General features: G+C 55.9%; 15 protein-coding genes and 1 riboswitch. Of the genes, 4 read left to right on the top strand and 11 right to left on the bottom strand.

Translation table 11 applies throughout. The features are described from left to right. Positions 1-16: 16 nt before the first annotated feature. The 7 genes from AUP42_RS05885 to AUP42_RS05855 all read right to left on the bottom strand — a co-directional run bounded on the left by AUP42_RS05885 (position 17) and on the right by AUP42_RS05855 (position 8078). Entirely contained in the window at positions 17-1420 is a 1404-nt protein-coding gene (locus AUP42_RS05885) for a circularly permuted type 2 ATP-grasp protein (protein WP_062949846.1), read from the bottom strand. A gap of 164 nt (positions 1421-1584) precedes the next feature. Beyond that, positions 1585-2346, bottom strand: coding sequence for a precorrin-4 C(11)-methyltransferase (gene cobM, locus AUP42_RS05880; protein WP_062949844.1), 762 nt, complete (start codon positions 2344-2346; stop codon positions 1585-1587). Further along, the gene (gene cobJ, locus AUP42_RS05875) at positions 2346-4295 is read right to left on the bottom strand and encodes a precorrin-3B C(17)-methyltransferase (RefSeq protein ID WP_231858172.1); all 1950 of its coding nucleotides are present in this window, start codon (positions 4293-4295) and stop codon (positions 2346-2348) included. Before cobJ ends, cobM begins: the two co-directional genes overlap by 1 nt. After that, positions 4292-5032, bottom strand: a complete 741-nt coding sequence (cobI, locus tag AUP42_RS05870) for a precorrin-2 C(20)-methyltransferase (protein ID WP_062949840.1) — start codon at positions 5030-5032, stop codon at positions 4292-4294. Before cobI ends, cobJ begins: the two co-directional genes overlap by 4 nt. Beyond that, entirely contained in the window at positions 5029-6282 is a 1254-nt protein-coding gene (locus AUP42_RS05865; protein ID WP_062949838.1) for a bifunctional cobalt-precorrin-7 (C(5))-methyltransferase/cobalt-precorrin-6B (C(15))-methyltransferase, read from the bottom strand. The genes cobI and AUP42_RS05865 overlap by 4 nt, the downstream gene beginning before the upstream one ends. After that, complete coding sequence (locus AUP42_RS05860; protein WP_062949836.1) at positions 6279-6971, bottom strand: precorrin-8X methylmutase; 693 nt, start codon at positions 6969-6971, stop codon at positions 6279-6281. Before AUP42_RS05860 ends, AUP42_RS05865 begins: the two co-directional genes overlap by 4 nt. Before the next feature lie 36 nt (positions 6972-7007). Then, on the bottom strand, positions 7008-8078 hold the full coding sequence (locus AUP42_RS05855) for a sirohydrochlorin chelatase (RefSeq protein WP_062949834.1): 1071 nt from the start codon (positions 8076-8078) through the stop codon (positions 7008-7010). A gap of 423 nt (positions 8079-8501) precedes the next feature. On the opposite strand from AUP42_RS05855, the gene cbiB reads away from it, so the two are divergent. Continuing rightward, positions 8502-9521: an adenosylcobinamide-phosphate synthase CbiB gene (cbiB, locus tag AUP42_RS05850; RefSeq protein ID WP_197468245.1), complete on the top strand. Its 1020-nt coding sequence runs from the start codon at positions 8502-8504 to the stop codon at positions 9519-9521. Here the strand turns inward: cbiB and rfaE1 are convergent. Both rfaE1 and AUP42_RS05840 read right to left on the bottom strand, forming a co-directional pair. Continuing rightward, positions 9518-10990 carry a D-glycero-beta-D-manno-heptose-7-phosphate kinase gene (gene rfaE1, locus AUP42_RS05845; protein WP_062949831.1) on the bottom strand — a complete coding sequence of 491 codons (1473 nt, stop codon included), beginning with the start codon at positions 10988-10990 and terminating at the stop codon, positions 9518-9520. The genes cbiB and rfaE1 overlap by 4 nt on opposite strands. A gap of 45 nt (positions 10991-11035) precedes the next feature. Beyond that, entirely contained in the window at positions 11036-11620 is a 585-nt protein-coding gene (locus AUP42_RS05840; protein ID WP_062949829.1) for a D-sedoheptulose 7-phosphate isomerase, read from the bottom strand. 256 nt (positions 11621-11876) lie between these two features. Between AUP42_RS05840 and AUP42_RS05835 the strand changes: the two genes are divergently transcribed. Next, positions 11877-13106, top strand: coding sequence for a hypothetical protein (locus AUP42_RS05835; RefSeq protein ID WP_062949827.1), 1230 nt, complete (start codon positions 11877-11879; stop codon positions 13104-13106). Positions 13107-13150: 44 nt separating this feature from the next. Here the strand turns inward: AUP42_RS05835 and cobT are convergent, their stop codons facing one another. Next, entirely contained in the window at positions 13151-14182 is a 1032-nt protein-coding gene (cobT, locus tag AUP42_RS05830; RefSeq protein WP_062949825.1) for a nicotinate-nucleotide--dimethylbenzimidazole phosphoribosyltransferase, read from the bottom strand. Between the two features lie 114 nt (positions 14183-14296). Here cobT and cobS point away from each other — a divergent pair, with 114 nt between their 5' ends. Both cobS and AUP42_RS05820 read left to right on the top strand, forming a co-directional pair. Beyond that, positions 14297-15157, top strand: coding sequence for an adenosylcobinamide-GDP ribazoletransferase (gene cobS, locus AUP42_RS05825; protein WP_062949823.1), 861 nt, complete (start codon positions 14297-14299; stop codon positions 15155-15157). 70 nt (positions 15158-15227) lie between these two features. Then, complete coding sequence (locus AUP42_RS05820) at positions 15228-15839, top strand: histidine phosphatase family protein (RefSeq protein WP_062949821.1); 612 nt, start codon at positions 15228-15230, stop codon at positions 15837-15839. Positions 15840-15898: 59 nt separating this feature from the next. Here the strand turns inward: AUP42_RS05820 and AUP42_RS05815 are convergent, their stop codons facing one another. Beyond that, a complete protein-coding gene (locus AUP42_RS05815) occupies positions 15899-16573 on the bottom strand; it encodes a hypothetical protein (RefSeq protein WP_231858171.1) in 675 nt (224 codons plus the stop codon). Positions 16574-16807: 234 nt separating this feature from the next. Continuing rightward, positions 16808-17011: riboswitch (cobalamin riboswitch) on the top strand. The last annotated feature ends 33 nt before the right edge of the window (positions 17012-17044 follow it).

Here is a 17044-nt window from a genome sequence, read left to right as displayed (position 1 = left end):
TGTGACCTCCCTTTTCCTAATCAGCCATGATCCATGTGTCCTTGACCCCGCCACCCTGCGACGAGTTCACGACAAGTGATCCTTCGCGCATGGCCACACGGGTCAAACCGCCCGGAGTCAGGCGAATGTCATCGCCGACAAGGCAGAAGGGCCGGAAATCGACATGGCGTGGGGCGATGCCACTTTCAACGAAGGTCGGGCAGGCGGAAAGGGCAAGAGTTGGCTGGGCAATGAAATCACCCGGATCGGCCTTGATGCGTTCGGCGTAGGTGGTCTGCTCTTCCTTGGTGGAAGCCGGGCCAACCAGCATGCCGTACCCGCCCGAACCGTGGACTTCCTTGACGACCAGTTCACCAAGATTTTCCAGCACATATTTCAGATCATCGGGATTGGCACATTTCCATGTCGGGACATTGTTCAGGATCGGTTCCTGCCCAAGGTAGAACCGGATCATGTCCGGGACATAGGTATAGATCGCCTTGTCATCGGCGACACCGGCGCCGGGGGCCGAGCAGATGGCAACCCCGCCTGATCGATAAACATTCATCAGGCCAGGAACGCCCAGCACGGAATCGGGCCGGAAACACAGCGGATCAATAAAGGCATCATCAATCCGGCGATAGATCACATCAACCCGGGCGGGCCCGCGCGTTGTGCGCATATAGACGCGGCCTTCGGAAACGAACAGATCCTGACCTTCGACAAGTTCAACACCCATCTGGTCGGCAAGGAAGGAATGTTCGTAATAGGCGCTGTTCATCGCACCCGGTGTGAGGACCACGATATTGGGTTCTCGATCACACCGTTTGGGAGCAATGCTTTTGAGCGTTTTATGGAGCATGTCCGGATAGCTTTCGACCGGCTCGATCCGTAATTTCGAAAACAGTTCCGGGAACATCCGCATCATGATTTCGCGGTTTTCGAGCATGTAAGACACGCCCGACGGGGTGCGGCAGTTATCTTCCAGCACATAGAAATCATCCGGCCCGACGCGCACGACATCAACACCGACAATGTGACTGTAAACCTTCCGCGGCGGATCAATGCCGATCACGGCCGGTTCAAACGCGGCATTCTTGAACACCAGATCGGCGGGTATGATCCCGGCCTTGATGATTTCAGCGTTGTGATAGACATCGTAAAGGAAGGTGTTGAGCGCGCGTGCGCGCTGCTTGACGCCGCGTTCAAGCTTGCGCCATTCCGTGGCGGTGAAAATGCGTGGAATAAGATCGAACGGAATCAGCCGTTCCGGATCGCCACCTTCGCCATAGACCGCGAAGGTGATGCCGATTTTGCGAAAGAGTGTTTCTGCCTCAAGTCGCTTCTGCTGGAGGGTTTCAGGCCCGCTGGCCTCCATCCAGTCAACCAGTGCGCGATAAGGTTCGCGTACTTCATCGTTCATCATCATTTCGTTGAACATGCACACTCCCCTTGCTTATCCCTTGATTAAAGGCGGTGTCGCAAGGGGCGGTCAAGCATGTTCACGGTTGAAATGATTCTTTTTTCGGCAAAATAACGGTTTGATGAAAAATTGAACTGGCGTGTTTTGTTGATTGCGTAAAAAACGGGCGCTTTACAGTTCGGTTACGGTTTTGCCGGCCGCAAGACATGAGTGTGATCGGCGGCATACAGGCGGGAATCGGTGAAATCCTTACGCCCAAAGACCTCGCCCACCATGATCAGGGCGGTCCGTGTGATGCCGCTGCCTTTGACCTTGGCGCGGATATCGCCAAGCGTCCCGTGGATGAATTGCTGATCGGGCCAGGTGACGCGATAAGCAACCACCACCGGGCAATCCTCGCCGTAATGCGGCACCAGATCACGGACAACATTGACTAGATTATTGATCGACAGATGCACTGCAAGCGTGGCCCGCGAACGGCCAAGTTCGGCCAAGCTTTCGCCTTCGGGCATGGCGGATGACCGCATGGCGGTGCGCGTCAGGATCACGGTTTGCGAAATATCGGGCAGCGTCAGCTCCGCCCCCAGTTCGGCGGCGGTGGCGGCATAGGCCGAAACGCCAGGCGTGATGTCATAGGGAATGCCAAGGTCATCAAGCCTGCGGATCTGTTCGGCAATCGCGCCATAGATCGACGGATCACCGGAATGCACGCGTGCGACATCCTGCCCTGCGGCGTGGGCCGTTTCAATCTCGGCCAGAATTTCATCAAGGTTCATTGGTGCGGTATCAATCACGCGCGCACCATCAGGGGCAGATTTGACGATTTCCTCGGGCACGAGCGATCCGGCATAGAGACAGACCGGACATTTTTCGATCAGTTTAAGCCCGCGAACGGTGATCAGATCGGGGGCGCCGGGGCCGGCACCGATAAAATGAACGGTCATCAGTTTGCCTTATCGTTTTTGGGGTCATTCTTGGAGTTATCGAGGCTGTGGACGGGTGCATTGGCTGCGTCCGGGCCCTTTTTGGCATAGCCACGCGGGGTATAGACCCAGCTGTTTTCACCACGTGTGATATGGCGGCTGTTACTCGATCCGACCAGAACGGTGGTCAGCATATCGACCATGTCGACTTCAAGTTTCGCAAGCGGAACGACCGTGATTTCCTCGTCTGGGCGACCAAGCTGCCGACCCAACACAACCGGTGTTTCCGGCCCGCGATGTTCAAGCAGGATGTCGCGCGCCTGTGCCAGAAGATCACGGCGGCGTTTGGATACCGGATTATAGAAGGCAATGACAAAATCACCCTCGCCCGCGGCCCTGAGACGACGCAGGATATCTTCGCGCGGGGTCAGAAGGTCAGAAAGCGATATCGCGCAGAAATCATGCCCCAGTGGCGCACCGATCCGTGATGCGGCGGCCTGAAGGGCGGAAATGCCCGGCGATACCTGCACGGCAACGCGGTTCCAGTCAGAACGATCTTCGCGATCAAGCAGTTCGAACACAAGGGTCGCCAGCGCGTAAATCCCAGCATCGCCGGATCCAATCAGGGCGACGTCCCTGCCGGTGGTGGCCAGTTCAAGTGCGTGTCGGGCACGGGCTTCTTCGGCACCAAGGTCGGAATGATGGCAGGATTTGCCGTCAATCAGCGGTCCCAGCAGATCAAGATACATCTGATAGCCGACAATATCGGTGGCACGCGAAATCAGGCTACTGGCTTCGGGGCTGCGCCAGCCGGTCTGTCCGGGACCAATGCCGACAATCGACAGACGTCCCTGCGGTCGACCGGATTGCATCGGGTCGATATCATTGCTGGCAAGCCCGATGGCACAGGTGGCCCGTTTTGATTTCTGTTTCGAAACGATCAGGGTGCCGTCCTTGCCGATCGTGGCAAGTGCCGCGCCCTCAGCAACGCCGTGGCAGCCGGTTTCGGCAAAGACAATGTCGGACGGATTGGCAAGGCGGGGGGCTTCGGCTTCCAATGTTTCAGCGTCATAAAAACGTGCCGGGACGCCCAGATGATCGGCCAGTGCGTGAACAGCGGCTTCATCGGCCTTGAGATCGATGGATGCCACGCAGGCAACGCTTTGCGCGCTCAGGCCATTTTCGGCAAGAGTTTCGGTTGCGAGTTTGATCAGCTCGTCCGGTTCACAATGACGTTCGCATCCGACGCCAAGCGCCAGAACCGGCGGGTGATAGACAATCTCGTAATTGTTCCTGTCGTCGCTATTCATTTCCATCGCCTTAGCGGTGGTGCGAATGACGACCTTGCCGGTGTCGCTGCGTTCGATATTGCTGTTGGTCAGCCAGGCCGCCGATCCTGCCTCGATCTCGAACCGGGCGGTTTCACCGGCCAGAAGGGCGGCGGTAGCCGGTTTGGCGTTCTGTGGATTGGCAAGATGCCAGCCGACAGGGGGCTCATCAAGGGTCAGTCCCAGCATCGCATCGCCGGGCGTGGTGATCGCCGCCTGCCCGCCCAGCCGTTCGGCCAGATCGCGTGCCAGCCGATTGCCGCCATGATGCCCGCCCAGAAGCGGAATAAAGGTGCTGCCAGCTTCATCGACGGCGATAACGGCCGCATCCTGCCATTTGCCGGCCAGAAGCGGCGCCAGTGCGCGGATCAGGATGCCCGATGCGCAAACACCGATAATCACATGATCGGCTGAAAATGTTTGTTGCAGATGTGTAATGGTATCATCGAACGCGACATCGACATCACTTGCCGAAACGCGCGTGCGCAGGCCGTGGACTGATGCACCCCGCAGGTTTGCGGTAATGCGTTTGGCGGTGGCAAGGGCACGCTGCGTTAGACAGATGACCGCAATCGGCGCAATCGGGTCCGTCGGCAGGATCGGGTTGGTCGTGCTGGCGTCGGGGGAATTCGGGGTCGTCATCGCCATGCATCTCCGCGACGGTGGATCAGGATCATCGAGAAATAGGGTGCGATGGCATCTTCCGGAAGGTCACCAAGCGGGACCATTTTCTGGGTTTCAAGCGTCGCGCGTTCGATATAGCGCGCCCGGTCAGTCAGGCCAAGTTCTTCGATCACCTTTCGGACCTTGGCGAAGTGGCGGCCAAGTTTGATGATGGCGGCCGCATCGGTATCGCCAAGCTGCGCGCGCAGCCGTTCTTCGGATAAGGGTCCCGGAATGACCTGCAACACATCGTTTCTGGCGGCAAGCGGTGCGCCAAGCTGGGCAGCACAGGCCATCATTGAACTGACGCCCGGCACGGTTTGAACCGGATGCCCGGCCTCGGCCAGGCGGCCAAACAGATACATGAAGCTGCCATAGAAGAACGGATCGCCTTCGCACAGGACTGCAACGCTTTTTCCGGCTTTCAGATATTCGCCGATTTCAAGGGCGGCGGCATCATAGATCGGGTCGGCGGGCTGGCCCATGGTGATGCGAATGGCAATTTCGATCCGGCCATCGGGGACATGCGGGGCGACGATCTGGCGGGCCAGACTGGCACCGTCTTCGAGGGCGGGATAGGCAATCACATCTGCCTTTTGCAGGATATTATAGGCTTTGAGCGTGATCAGGTCGGGTTCGCCCGGCCCGATGCCAAGGCCATAGGCCGTACCCGCCACGGGCAATGCGCTGGCGGGTGTGGTGGCCGCGTCGCTCATACTTTTACTCCGACATAGTGGGTGACGGGGGCAAGGTTGCTCCAGCCCCTGAAACTGCCGCGTGGAACTAGCCGGGAAACCGACAGGCGCGACAGGGTGCCACCCTTTTTATTATAGAACCGTAATAATTCTTCTTCGCCTTCCAGCGTGACCGTATTGGCCACCAGCCGCCCATGCATCGGCAGGATATCCCAGCACCGATCCATCAGACCGGGGGTCGTAATACCACCGCCGACAAAAATCGCATCGGGTGTCGGGAGCTGATCGGCGAAGGCAATTGCGTTCTCGATTGCCTTTTGGCGGATGACCAGATCGGGTGTGCCAAGGCGGATGGCATTCTTGCCGATCAGATCGCACCGTTTTGCATCGCGTTCAATGGCGATGGCCTGACCGCCAGCACGCATCCATTCAATGGAAATCGAACCGCAGCCGGCCCCCAGATCCCAAAGCATGGCGTCGCGCCATGGCGCAAGGGATGCCAGTGTCTGGGCGCGAATTTCCGATTTGGTGATCATGCCGTCATGGATGAAGGCATCATCGGGCAGACCAGCACCATTGCCCAGAACGCGGCTTTTGGGCCCGGCCACCAGATCAATCATGATCAGGTTCAGCGGATCGACGGGTTTGACATCGGGCATTGAGGTTGCGGTGGATTGCCATGTCTGTGCGGTTTGGGTGGTGATGCGTTCCTGTGTGCCACCCAGCCGTTCGCAAATCGTCATTTGGCTTTGATCGTAGCCGGCTTCGCACAGCATAACCGCCACCAGTGCAGGGGTACTGCCATCGGCACTAAGCGCAATCAGTTTACCGCGCGGGCACAGGCGCGATCGCAGGATTTCCGGTTCGCGCCCGTGCAACGTGATCACATCGCATTCGGCAAGTGCCCAGCCCATGCGGGCGGCTGCCAGACTGATGCTGGAGGGATGCGGGATTACGGTAATTGATTTGGAACCGAAATAATTGACAAGTGTGTTGCCGACACCAAACAACATCGGGTCGCCACTGGCCAGGATAACCGGGTTCTGATCAAGGCAATCCTCGATCAGGGGCATATTGGCTTCGAACGGGGTAATCCAGCTGTTCTGGATGGCAATATTTGATCCGGGCAGCATGGCGATATGGCGTTTGCCGCCAAAGATCACGCTGGCGGTTTCAAGTATCTGACGGGCAATCGTGCTTAGTCCGTCATAACCGTCTTCGCCAATGCCGATCACGGTGATCTTGCCGTTCAGGGGCGATTGTTCGTTCATTTGCCATCCCCCTTGTCAGCGCCGCTGAGGTTTGCGGTCGTGCCATCCGGTGTCTGCCCCGGCGCTGCAAGGCGCGCCAATGCGTTGAGCGTTGCCGCGGTGACTGCGCTGCCGCCAAACCGGCCGCGCAATGTGGCGAACGGGATGTCACCGGCATGGGCAATCAGGGCTTCCTTGCTTTCCTCGGCCCCGACGAAGCCCACCGGCATGCCGATGATCAGTGCCGGTTTCGCCAGACGGTTCGAAATCAGAGCTTCGAGCAGATGAAAAAGCGCGGTTGGTGCATTGCCGATGGCAATTATTGCACCATCGATATGATCTGCCCAGTCTTCGATGGCAGCGGCCGACCGTGTGGTGCCAAGTTTGCCCGCGCGTTCAGCATTGCCATCTGCATTCAGGGTGCAAATGATCGGATTATCGGCGGGCAACAGGCGGGAAATGATCCCCTGACGGACCATTTCCGCGTCACACAAGATCGGCTTCCCCTTTTGCAGGGCGCCGATTGCAGCAGGTGCGACATTTTTGCCAAATGCAATTTTATCGGCAATTTCAACCATGCCGCAGGCATGAATGATCCGCACGGCAACCGGCCGCAATTCTTTCGGAAAGCGGGCGAGATCGGCTTCGGCTTCGATGGTTGCAAAGCTTTGCCGATAGATTTCCTGCGGGTCCCGCAGATAGTCGAACATCGCCGCGCCTTTCGCAAAGGAACGAAGGGCGGCCGGTCAGGAGCCGGTCGCCTTGTTGACATCATGGGCATGATCGTGGGCGTGGTCATGTGTATGGCTGTGCCCATGATCGTGTGAATGATCATGTGAATGACTGTGGGAATGCCCATGTCCGTGATGGTGCCCATGACCATGACCATGACCATGTCCATGGCTATGTCCATGACTGTGGCCGTGGCTATGCCCGTCTGTACCGATCCCCATCACATGGTGATGATGGCCGATCTGGGCTGTGCCGACATCACCTTCGAACCCGATGATCTGTTCGCGGTATTTGCACAGCTGACAGTTCATATTGTTTTCGCCGGTATCGATCTCGGCCAGACGTTCGGCAAAGCTTTCCAGCACCAGTGGATGATCGCGCAGATATTCCGCCTTGATGAACTCGACATCGGGGAATTCGGCGGCAACTTCGTCGGTGTGGGTGTAAATCCGGTCGATCAGGATGCCCGCAAACAGGAAATACGGGAAGACCACCACACGCTTGTAGCCAAGCTTCATGGCTTCGCGCAGGCCAGCATTGACGCGTGGATGCGCAACGCCAGAATAGCTGATTTCGGTACGACCGAAACCAAGGCCTTCCTGCAGCATGCGGGCGACCTTATAGACGTTTGAATTGGCATCCGGATCATTGGTGCCACGACCGACGACCATCAGAAGGGTGTCCTTGCGCGTGATGCCATCATCAGCCGTTGCAAGGGCTTCTTCGATGCGATCAGCACTTGCGCGCAGAAGCTTGGGATCAATCGCCAGATCGCGACCGAATTTCACGTCGATATCAGGGTTTTCATGGGCGAAGTTGTTCACCTCGCTTGGCAGGTCGTTTTTGACGTGACCGGCGGCAAACAGCATGCCCGGCAGCGCATAGATTTTCTTGTGGCCCATGGCTTTGAGTTTTTCAAAGCCGTCACGCAGGATCGGGTGGGCAAATTCGAGAAAGCCGCTTTCGACATCATAATCGGCCAGATGGGTCTGCTTCATTGTTTCAACCATGGCGTTGAACTGTGAAACAGCGCGCTCATCACGCGAACCGTGTCCGCAAATCATTACGGCGCCTTTGGGGGACATAAAAGGCTGCTCCTTTGTCTCTCTCGTGTTTTTGTGCATGACGGTCACAAACCGCCACGGTACCCGATGCCACCCCCGTTTTCACCGATTGGACTGCGGAATGCAAGCCGCAGCTGATTGAACAATGGTCGCGAGGGCAGACAGGAATGGAAATACAAACTGTTGTGGTCCGTTTTACAGACGTTTGCAGATGTTGTGGTGATGCACCTTGCCGTCCGAAACGCGGATAGGGATGGGGGCGGCCTCCTGAGGTCGGGTGTTAAACATGATAGTCAACATTGTTATGAAAAAAAAATAAAAAGTATGAAATCGCTTCTATCAAAGCCCGGTCGGATTGGCAAATCGTGCCGCTCGTTCAGACGGTTGCCCGTTTAACATCGTATGAGCATTGACGGGAATACGTGCGCAACGCACATTGCCGCAATGGAAACCGCGATCCTTCAATTTCTGATCCCGCAGCCCGGTTTTACGGGCCCACTTTTCACCGTGCTGGTACTGGCGCTGGTGCTGGATGCCGTTTTTGGTGATTTTCCGTGGCTGTTCGGGCGGGTGCCGCATCCGGTGGTCTGGATTGGCAATTTGATTGCGTGGTTTGAAAAACGCCTGAACAAATCGCGATATGGCAACAGTGATCGCTTTTTACGTGGAAGCCTTACCAGTCTGGCGGTTATTGCCTGTGCGACGGTGTTTGGTGGCGTTATCCAGCTGATATCCTCGTTTGGTGGTATTTTCCGGTTTGCCGATATTCTGCTGCTTGCCATCCTGATTGCGCAAAAAGGGCTTTATCAGCATGTCAAAGCGGTTTCGGTTGCTTTAAAGCGTGATGGCCTTACGGGGGGACGGGCGGCGGTTTCGATGATTGTCGGGCGTGATCCGCAATCGCTTGATCAGGCCGGGGTCAGCCGGGCGGCGATTGAAAGCTGTGCGGAAAACTTTTCAGATGGCGTGGTCGCCCCCCTGTTCTGGTATGTGCTGGGCGGGTCGATCGGGCTTTGTGCGTATAAGACGATCAATACGCTTGATTCCATGATCGGACATCGCAGTGACCGTTATCTTTATTTCGGAAAATTTGCCGCACGGCTTGATGATGTTGTGAACTTTATCCCTGCACGGATTGCCGGTGGGGTGATCTGCCTTGCCGCTGTGATCGGTCGCAAAACCTCCGGCGCGCATGCCTGGAAAATAATGCTGCGTGATGCGTCAAAACACAAATCACCAAATGCCGGGTGGCAGGAAGCAGCCTTTGCCGGGGCGCTTGACCTGTCGCTTGCCGGGCCGCGCCAATACGGCGCGGAACTGGTCGAGGATCCCTATATTGGCGATGGCAGGCGGGATGCCGATGCCAGCGATATTAACCGGGCGCTTAAGCTTTACACCACGTCCTGCATTCTGAACGCTGCGTGGCCGGTATTATTGAAGATGATCTGGGTTGGGCTGGTCTAGTCTTTGCCCTGATTGATGCGTGCAATGGTGGAGGTCGTCGAAAAACCGTCGGCGAGATTGGCCAGAACGACTTTGCCGCCATACCCCTGAACGATATCTGCGCCGACAACCTTGTCGATGGTGTAATCGGCACCCTTGACCAGAATATCGGGTTTGAGGGCCTCGATCACAGTGATCGGGGTGTCTTCGCCGAAAATCACCACACCGCTGACGGTTTCAAGAGACCCCAGGACAGCCGCACGGGCGGCTTCGGATTGCACGGGTCGTGCTTCGCCCTTAAGTCGTTTGACCGATGCATCGGAATTAAGCCCGACAATCAGACGGTCACAATTGGATCGCGCCTGTTGCAGAAGGCTGAGATGGCCCGGATGCAAAAGATCGAAACAGCCATTGGTGAAGCCAACCTTGTATCCCTTGCGGCGCCAGCGTTCGACACGATCCACCATGCGGTCAAGCGGCATCAGTTTGGCTTCGCCGATCATCAGGTCGTGATGATGCAGGACAGAAACCAGTTCGTCCGGATAAACAACAGCCGTGCCGATTTTGCCAACCACAATGCCTGCCGCGACATTGGCAATGCGGGCTGCATCGGAAAGCGACGCACCCCCGGCAATCGCCGAGGCAAGGCAGGCAACAACCGTGTCACCGGCACCGGAAACATCAAATACTTCGCGGGCCTCGGTTGGAAGGTGAATGGCCTCACCCTTGCTGGTGACAAGCGTCATGCCGTCCTGGCTTCGGGTCAGAAGCACGTTTTCAATGCCGCATTCGGTGATGATTTTTGTCGCCGCAGCAATGGCGTCTGCGTCGCTATGAATCTCGATCCCGGTTGCGGCCTGGGCTTCGGCGCGGTTCGGAGTGACGACCGTGGCACCGCGATAGATGCTGTAATCCGTACCCTTGGGATCGACGATTACCGGTTTTCCAGCCTTGCGGGCGGCGGTAATGGTTGTGGCGACGACGTCACCATGCAGAACACCCTTGCCGTAATCGGAAAGGACGATAGCGCTGACATCGGGGGCCAGTTGTGCAGCCAAAGCCGACAGGTTGCTGATGGTTGCCGCCGCAAGCGTTGCGGTGGTTTCGTTGTCAGATCGCAACAATTGCTGTCCGCCTGCGATATAGCGGGTCTTGATCGTGGTCGGGCGGTTGCGTTCAATCTGGATATAGGGTTCGACACCCTTGTCATTGGCAACATATTCTATGACCTCGCGGCCCGGAAGATCATCACCGACAAGTGACAGGAAACGGACCGATGCGCCAAGGGCCGTTGCATTGCGGGTGACGTTGCCCGCCCCGCCCAGCATGGCACTTTCGCGTTCGACCCGGATGATCGGGATCGGTGCCTCGGGCGAAATGCGCGTGACCGAGCCATACACAAACCGGTCGAGCATGACATCGCCGATGCAAAGCACCTTGGCATTGGGCAGCTGTTCAACCAGTTGGGCCAGATGGCTAAGATCGGTCATGTTCGTATCGTCTTCTGTTCGTTAAGTCGAAGGTGTTTGGTCGGTTCAGGCTTTGGTCAGGCCAAGGGTATGTTCCAGCGCGCCAACCAGCATCTGCCCGATCTGGATATGCATTTCCTGAATGCGGGCGGTGGTGTTGCTGGGCACGATCATTAGCGGATCGCACAGATCGACCATCGCGCCACCGGTTTTACCGGTCCATCCGGTGGCGATCAGCCCCATCTCGCGGGCCTTTTCAAGGCCGAGATTGACGTTCCTGCTGTTGCCGGATGTCGAAATGCCAATCGCGATATCGCCCGGCCGCCCAAGTGCCTCAATCTGGCGCGAGAACAGATAATCGAAACCGAAATCGTTACCGATGGCGGTCAATGCCGAGCTGTCTGTTGTCAGTGCGATGGCTGGTAAAGCGCGCCGGTCATTGATGTAGCGAACCGTAAATTCGGTTGCGATATGCTGCGCGTCGGCGGCCGATCCGCCATTGCCAAAGAACAGGAGTTTGTTGCCTTCATTCAGCGCATTGGTGCAGATCGATACCAGCTTTGCAAAGGGCGCACGCGTTGCTTCGCGGGTTTTGTCGACCAGATCAAGATGCTCGTCAAATTCGGCATCGAAGAAGGCATTGATATCCATGTTTTTGATCTCTGGAATGTTCGAGGCGATGAAATCGGGCTGAAACTAGCAGCTTGGATGATGTATTGCCATGACTTATCGTTGTGGAAAGCAGTGTTTGCGGCAATTGGCGGAACGTCAGAAAGTGCCCGTTTTTCCCGTTTGGTTTCAATTTATCACAATGATAAATACATAAGCTGTTAACAGGCAGCGAACTATTGTATTTCAATCGGGACTTTCCCCGCGCGTTGCACATTGGAAAATCTGGTCATCCTGTATGTCTGAAAGCACGTTACCCTCACCCGAAGCCTTTCTGGTCGATTATGTGCGGCGTCTTGAACGTCGCAAGGATGGCGTGGGGGCAATTCATGTGCATTTTTCAAAACTTCTGCCATTCAACCGGCGTGACCATCACATCCGCACGGCAATTGCATCGTTCGAAGACATCGTGCCGGAAGTTACCGGGCGCATCTTTACGCTGTCCAATCAGGATCTGATTTTTATCTTTGATGCGGCCGAGATTGACGAGGTCAATGCCGTCATTTTCCGGCTTAAGTTCCTGTTCAATGACGATCCACTGATCAGTGATGGCAAGGATGAAAGTGGCGCACCGGCGACCTTTACCGACTATTTTGACGTTGCCCAGCAATACAAGGATTTCCTGCATCTGACCCAGACGCTTGTGCGATCGAACGCCAACCGTCCGCGTCAGGTCAGCAAGGCGGCCGAGCGCCACAACGATAGTCCGGATCTTGAAGACGGTCGTGCACCACTGACGCCAAAAATCCTTGGTCGTATTGACGAGGCATTGCGTCGTGCCGATCTTTCGAACCTGATGCGCCGTCAGGCGATTTGTGCCGTTGTTGGTGATGCAAACCCAACGCCGGTTTTCCACGAACTGTTCATTTCGATCAAGGATTTGCAGCAGACGTTGCTGCCTGATGTCAATGTTCTGTCGAATCGCTGGCTGTTCCAGCACCTGACGGAAATTCTTGATCGGCGGATGTTATCCCTGCTTACGCGCAGCAATGACGCATCGGTTACCGGCTCGGTCAGTATCAATCTGAATGTTTCGACGCTGCTATCGCCTGATTTCCTGACATTTGACAGCAATGTCAAAGCTGGCCAGCGCGGCACAATCGTGCTTGAGCTGCAGAAGATCGATATTTTTGCTGATCTTGGGGCGTTTTTCTTTGCGCGCGATTTTTGCCGTGATCGCGGATACCGGATTTGTATTGATGGCATCAGCCATCTGTCGCTGCCCTATATCAACCGCAACAAGCTTGGTGTTGATATGATCAAGATGATCTGGGATCCGGAAATGGAAAATCTGGACGAGGAACACGGCAATGCGATGCGTGAAGCGGTCGCGCAGTCAGGCGATACCCGTGTGATCATGTGCCGTTGTGATGATGAACGCGCGATCAAGTTTGGTCATGGCATCAATATCACCATGTTCCAGGGGCGTTATGTCGAGCAGCTGCTAAGCGAACGCACCAAAAAATAACGCCAGCAAATAGCTGGCGTCTTTTAATTCCGAAGTCAAAACGATTATGCACCGCGGCTTGCAACACCAGCCTTGGCAAAGGTTGCCATGCCGTTGTGGCATTCCGCAGATGCCCGCAAAAGAGGGATGGCAAGGGCTGCCCCCGATCCTTCGCCAAGGCGCATGCCAAAATCGAGAACCGGCTGTTTACCCAGTTTTTCGATCAGGCGTTTGTGGCCCGGCTCGGCCGAGACATGCCCGATCATGCAATGGTCAAGCGCATCGCTGCGAATGGCGGCAAGGATTGCCGCAGCGGCGCAGGATACGTAACCATCAAGAAGAACCGGCACCCGCTGATAACGAGCAGCAAGAATGGCACCGGCCATCGCCGCGATTTCACGACCACCAACACAGCGCAGAACATCAAGTGCATCATGCATCTGATTTTTGTGCAGGATGATGGCGTCGCCTACCACGCGTGTTTTGCGTTCAAGCGTTTCATCGTCAATGCCGGTACCGCGTCCGGTCCAGTCGGCGGCTGCACCGCCAAACAGTGCGTGGGCAATAGCCGCTGCCGAGGTGGTATTGCCGATTCCCATTTCACCGGGCACAAAAAGGTCGAGCCCCTTTTCGATTGCGCTCATGCCAAAGGCCATTGCTTCGGCACAGCCTTCGTCATCCATGGCGGGTTCTTGTGAGAAATCGTTGGTTGGAATTTCAAGTGCGACTTCCATCACGCGCAATTCGGCATCTACTGTTTTGCAGATCTGGTTGATCGCCGCACCGCCATTGATGAAGTTTTCCACCATCTGCTGGTTGACCTCGACCGGGAAGGCAGACACGCCCTGGGCGCAGACACCGTGACTTCCGGCAAAGACCGTGACACGCGGGCGTGACATGTTCGGGCGTGAATTTCCCTGCCACCCGGCCAGCCAAAGGCTGATATCTTCCATGCGCCCAAGTGCGCCTGCGGGTTTGGTCAGTTCGGGCTCGCGCGCGCTGACGGCGGCCTGTGCCTCGGTATCGACACCGGGCAATTCGGCCATCAGGGTGCGGATTTCATCAAGGCTTTGCGGGGGATGCTTGGGGTCGAACATGGAAAATCTCCGGCTGGCGGACGAGGATGCAAAGCGTCTTCTGCTTGGCTTCTGTCGCGCCCATGATTAGTCTGATTGCGTGCAAAATGCCAGTTCGAATATGGGAAATCACCCGTGACAAATGATCATAATCAAGCCGGAATGAAATCGCAAAGCCCTGATGACGAGGGCATTGCCAGCAAGGTTGAGCACGACGAAGACATTTCGTCGCCAAAGGGACCGGTTGCCGATTTCTGGCGGGCGCTGGCCCTTTTGAGCCGTGTTCCGGTTTCCGCAACATGTGACTTTCGCCCGGTTGCGATCGCGCGGTCGGTCTGGTGCTGGCCATTGGTGGGACTGTTTATTGCAGGTATCGCGATCATCCCGGCATATCTGACCGAAGTTCTCACCGGAAATGGCATGATTGCGGCCATTGTCGCGACGCTGGCACTGATCCTGTTAACCGGGGCGATGCATGAAGATGGTATTGCCGACTGCGCAGATGGATTTGGTGGCGGGCAGGACAAGTTGCGTAAACTTGAAATCATGCGTGACAGTCGCATCGGCACATATGGTGTTGTTGCACTTGTTTTATGCCTTGCGATGCGTGTTGCTGTTCTGGCGGCTGCGGGTGAAAGCGGCAGCATGGCCGCCATTCTGATTGTGATGGCGACACTATCGCGTGCGGCGATGCCGATTGTGACCTATGTTTTTGATCCGGCGCGTGAAGACGGGCTTGGCAAGGGAGCCGGACGTCCCGACATCAGAATGGTCGCGGCAGGAATTGCCGTTGCCTTGATGTTGGTGGTGATTGTTGCAGGCGCATTGACCGCATTCATGTGTTTGGTTGCCATGATGGTCGGGGCATCGATCGTCGGTTGGATCGCCCGGCATCAGATTGGTGGCCATACCGGTGATGTGCTGGGTATGACGCAAATCATTTCCGAGCTATTTGTCGGCATTGCATTTATCGCAGTGCTGCAGGTCACTTGGTGATAAGATCATAAAAATACCGCCGCGCAAATTGACCGGCATTTCATGGATTACATTTTTCCTTGGGGGAAGAATGCAGAAGGCAGTGACGACGCGGTGGTGGCTTGTTCGCCATGCGCCGGTGACAAATCCGGAACGGCTTGTTTATGGTCGAAGTGACATGCCGGTTAATCTGTCGGATGAAAAAGCGTTGCGGGCCTTGGCGCGTCAACTGCCTCGCGAGGCGATCTGGGTTACCAGTCATTTGTCGCGAACGCTTGATACCGCGTTAAAACTCCTGGAACTGATGGATGAAAACATACTGCCGACCCGTGAGACCGGGTTTGCCGAGCAGCATTTCGGTACGTGGGAAAAGAAGCACTGGAATGACCTTCCCAAGGGGGAAACCACACGTTTCTGGACGGATTTTGCCAGACAGCACCCCCCGAATGGAGAAAGTTTCGGGGATGTTGTCGAACGCGTCGGGCCGTTGTTTGACCGGCTGACGCGCTATTGGGCAGGGAAAGATATTGTCGCGGTTATTCATGGAGGAACGGTACGCGCGGCTTTGGCAAGCGCCCTTGGTTTGCCACTTGAGGCGGCGTTGTCGTTTCATGTCGATACACTCGGTTTGACGCGGATCGAACATATTGCCGGTGTCGATCAGCCTGGCTGGCGGGTAACCGGTGTGAATTTGCGCTTTTAGACGATCTGGCGATTTTGGATGAAAAGAACCCCGCGCGAAAATCAGGCAGGGTATCTGTTTCAGGCTGATTTTCGCTGTTCGGTTTCACGCGAACCAGAAAGGGCGTATTCCGACAAAAAGCGATCTACCATATCTGCAGTGACATCGTATCTGCCACAGATTGACGCGACATCTTCGAGATAGGCTTCGTAGTAGGGAATAGGGCGGCTGCGCGATTTGCCGCGAAGCTCGTTGATTTCAGTGAAATCGGACGCGAATTCCGGTGCCTCTATCACCTGAATAATCGTGTCGTCGATGATGGCCGCTGGTTTGCCCTTGTATTTCTTGCCACAGGCTGAAAGCATTTTGCTGGCGGTCGGGATGGATATCCCCGGCTGACCCAGAAGCTGTGACATTTGATCCTCGTCGAAATCGTCATTTTCGAACAGTTCCACGAGTTTGGTCAGGTCACGGACCAGAAGCGAAAGCGCATTTACGCGAATGCCACGCGCATGCGACCAGATAATGGTCGCGACAACACCACAGGTCGGACGGCTGGCATAAATGTTTCGAACATCACGACGCGCCAATGATATTTCACCATTCACGGCATGATGTTGCAGGAATTCGGGAAAGGATTGATCGTTATAGTTCAATCTATCAAGCAGCCCGCGCCACATGTCTTCGCGTGATACGGTTTGCCAGATTGTTGATTTCAGGTTCCGAATTCGTTGAATTTGTTCATGAATTGCCATTTGATCAGCAAATTTCCAATTAACCCCAAGAGTTGACCCGAAACCTTTTGCAGTTCCGGCATCCGGACTTTGTTTGTTTTGTAATGTCCGGCGATCACGCTGGCGGCTTTTGGCAGCTCTGATTCCAACGTGATAAAATTATGTTCTCCTAAAGAATAACCGCCGACAAGCAGTCAATTCTTACAAATACTGACCTTATGGCTAGGTCGGAGTTTGGGCTTTGGTCATAGGGGCAAAGCTGCTACGTTCGGCGCTGCCGTTTGGTGATGGGAAACCGGTGTGATGCCGGTGCTGCCCCCGCAACTGTAACGGGTTGGGTGATCCGGGTGATGTGATGTCACCAGCCACCGGTAATGTTGATGCGTAGCCAACATGCCGGGAAGGCGGATTGCTTTCATGCCCCAAGCCAGGAAACCAGCCATCGGTATCCCTGTTCGCAAGGATATGGGGTAACGCAATCGGGCCTCGGTG

Origin of the sequence: Thalassospira lucentensis, from assembly GCF_001613805.1 — a bacterium.
GTDB classification, from domain to species: Bacteria; Pseudomonadota; Alphaproteobacteria; order Rhodospirillales; family Thalassospiraceae; genus Thalassospira; species Thalassospira lucentensis_A.
The sequence above is the reverse complement of the archived record's forward strand: the minus strand, read 5'-3'. Positions and strand labels throughout refer to the sequence as shown.

Excerpts from the sequence above, each read along its gene's own strand:
- cobT (WP_062949825.1), bottom strand. The coding sequence starts at position 14,182 with ATGTTCGACCCCAAGCATCCCCCGCAAAGCCTTGATGAAATCCGCACC.
- cobI (WP_062949840.1), bottom strand. The coding sequence starts at position 5,032 with ATGAGCGACGCGGCCACCACACCCGCCAGCGCATTGCCCGTGGCGGGT.
- cobJ (WP_231858172.1), bottom strand. The coding sequence starts at position 4,295 with ATGACGACCCCGAATTCCCCCGACGCCAGCACGACCAACCCGATCCTG.
- AUP42_RS05860 (WP_062949836.1), bottom strand. The coding sequence starts at position 6,971 with ATGTTCGACTATCTGCGGGACCCGCAGGAAATCTATCGGCAAAGCTTT.
- AUP42_RS05820 (WP_062949821.1), top strand. The coding sequence starts at position 15,228 with ATGCAGAAGGCAGTGACGACGCGGTGGTGGCTTGTTCGCCATGCGCCG.
- AUP42_RS05885 (WP_062949846.1), bottom strand. The coding sequence starts at position 1,420 with ATGTTCAACGAAATGATGATGAACGATGAAGTACGCGAACCTTATCGC.
- cbiB (WP_197468245.1), top strand. The coding sequence starts at position 8,502 with ATGGAAACCGCGATCCTTCAATTTCTGATCCCGCAGCCCGGTTTTACG.
- AUP42_RS05855 (WP_062949834.1), bottom strand. The coding sequence starts at position 8,078 with ATGTCCCCCAAAGGCGCCGTAATGATTTGCGGACACGGTTCGCGTGAT.
- AUP42_RS05840 (WP_062949829.1), bottom strand. The coding sequence starts at position 11,620 with ATGGATATCAATGCCTTCTTCGATGCCGAATTTGACGAGCATCTTGAT.
- rfaE1 (WP_062949831.1), bottom strand. The coding sequence starts at position 10,990 with ATGACCGATCTTAGCCATCTGGCCCAACTGGTTGAACAGCTGCCCAAT.
- AUP42_RS05865 (WP_062949838.1), bottom strand. The coding sequence starts at position 6,282 with ATGAACGAACAATCGCCCCTGAACGGCAAGATCACCGTGATCGGCATT.
- AUP42_RS05835 (WP_062949827.1), top strand. The coding sequence starts at position 11,877 with ATGTCTGAAAGCACGTTACCCTCACCCGAAGCCTTTCTGGTCGATTAT.
- AUP42_RS05815 (WP_231858171.1), bottom strand. The coding sequence starts at position 16,573 with ATGGCAATTCATGAACAAATTCAACGAATTCGGAACCTGAAATCAACA.
- cobM (WP_062949844.1), bottom strand. The coding sequence starts at position 2,346 with ATGACCGTTCATTTTATCGGTGCCGGCCCCGGCGCCCCCGATCTGATC.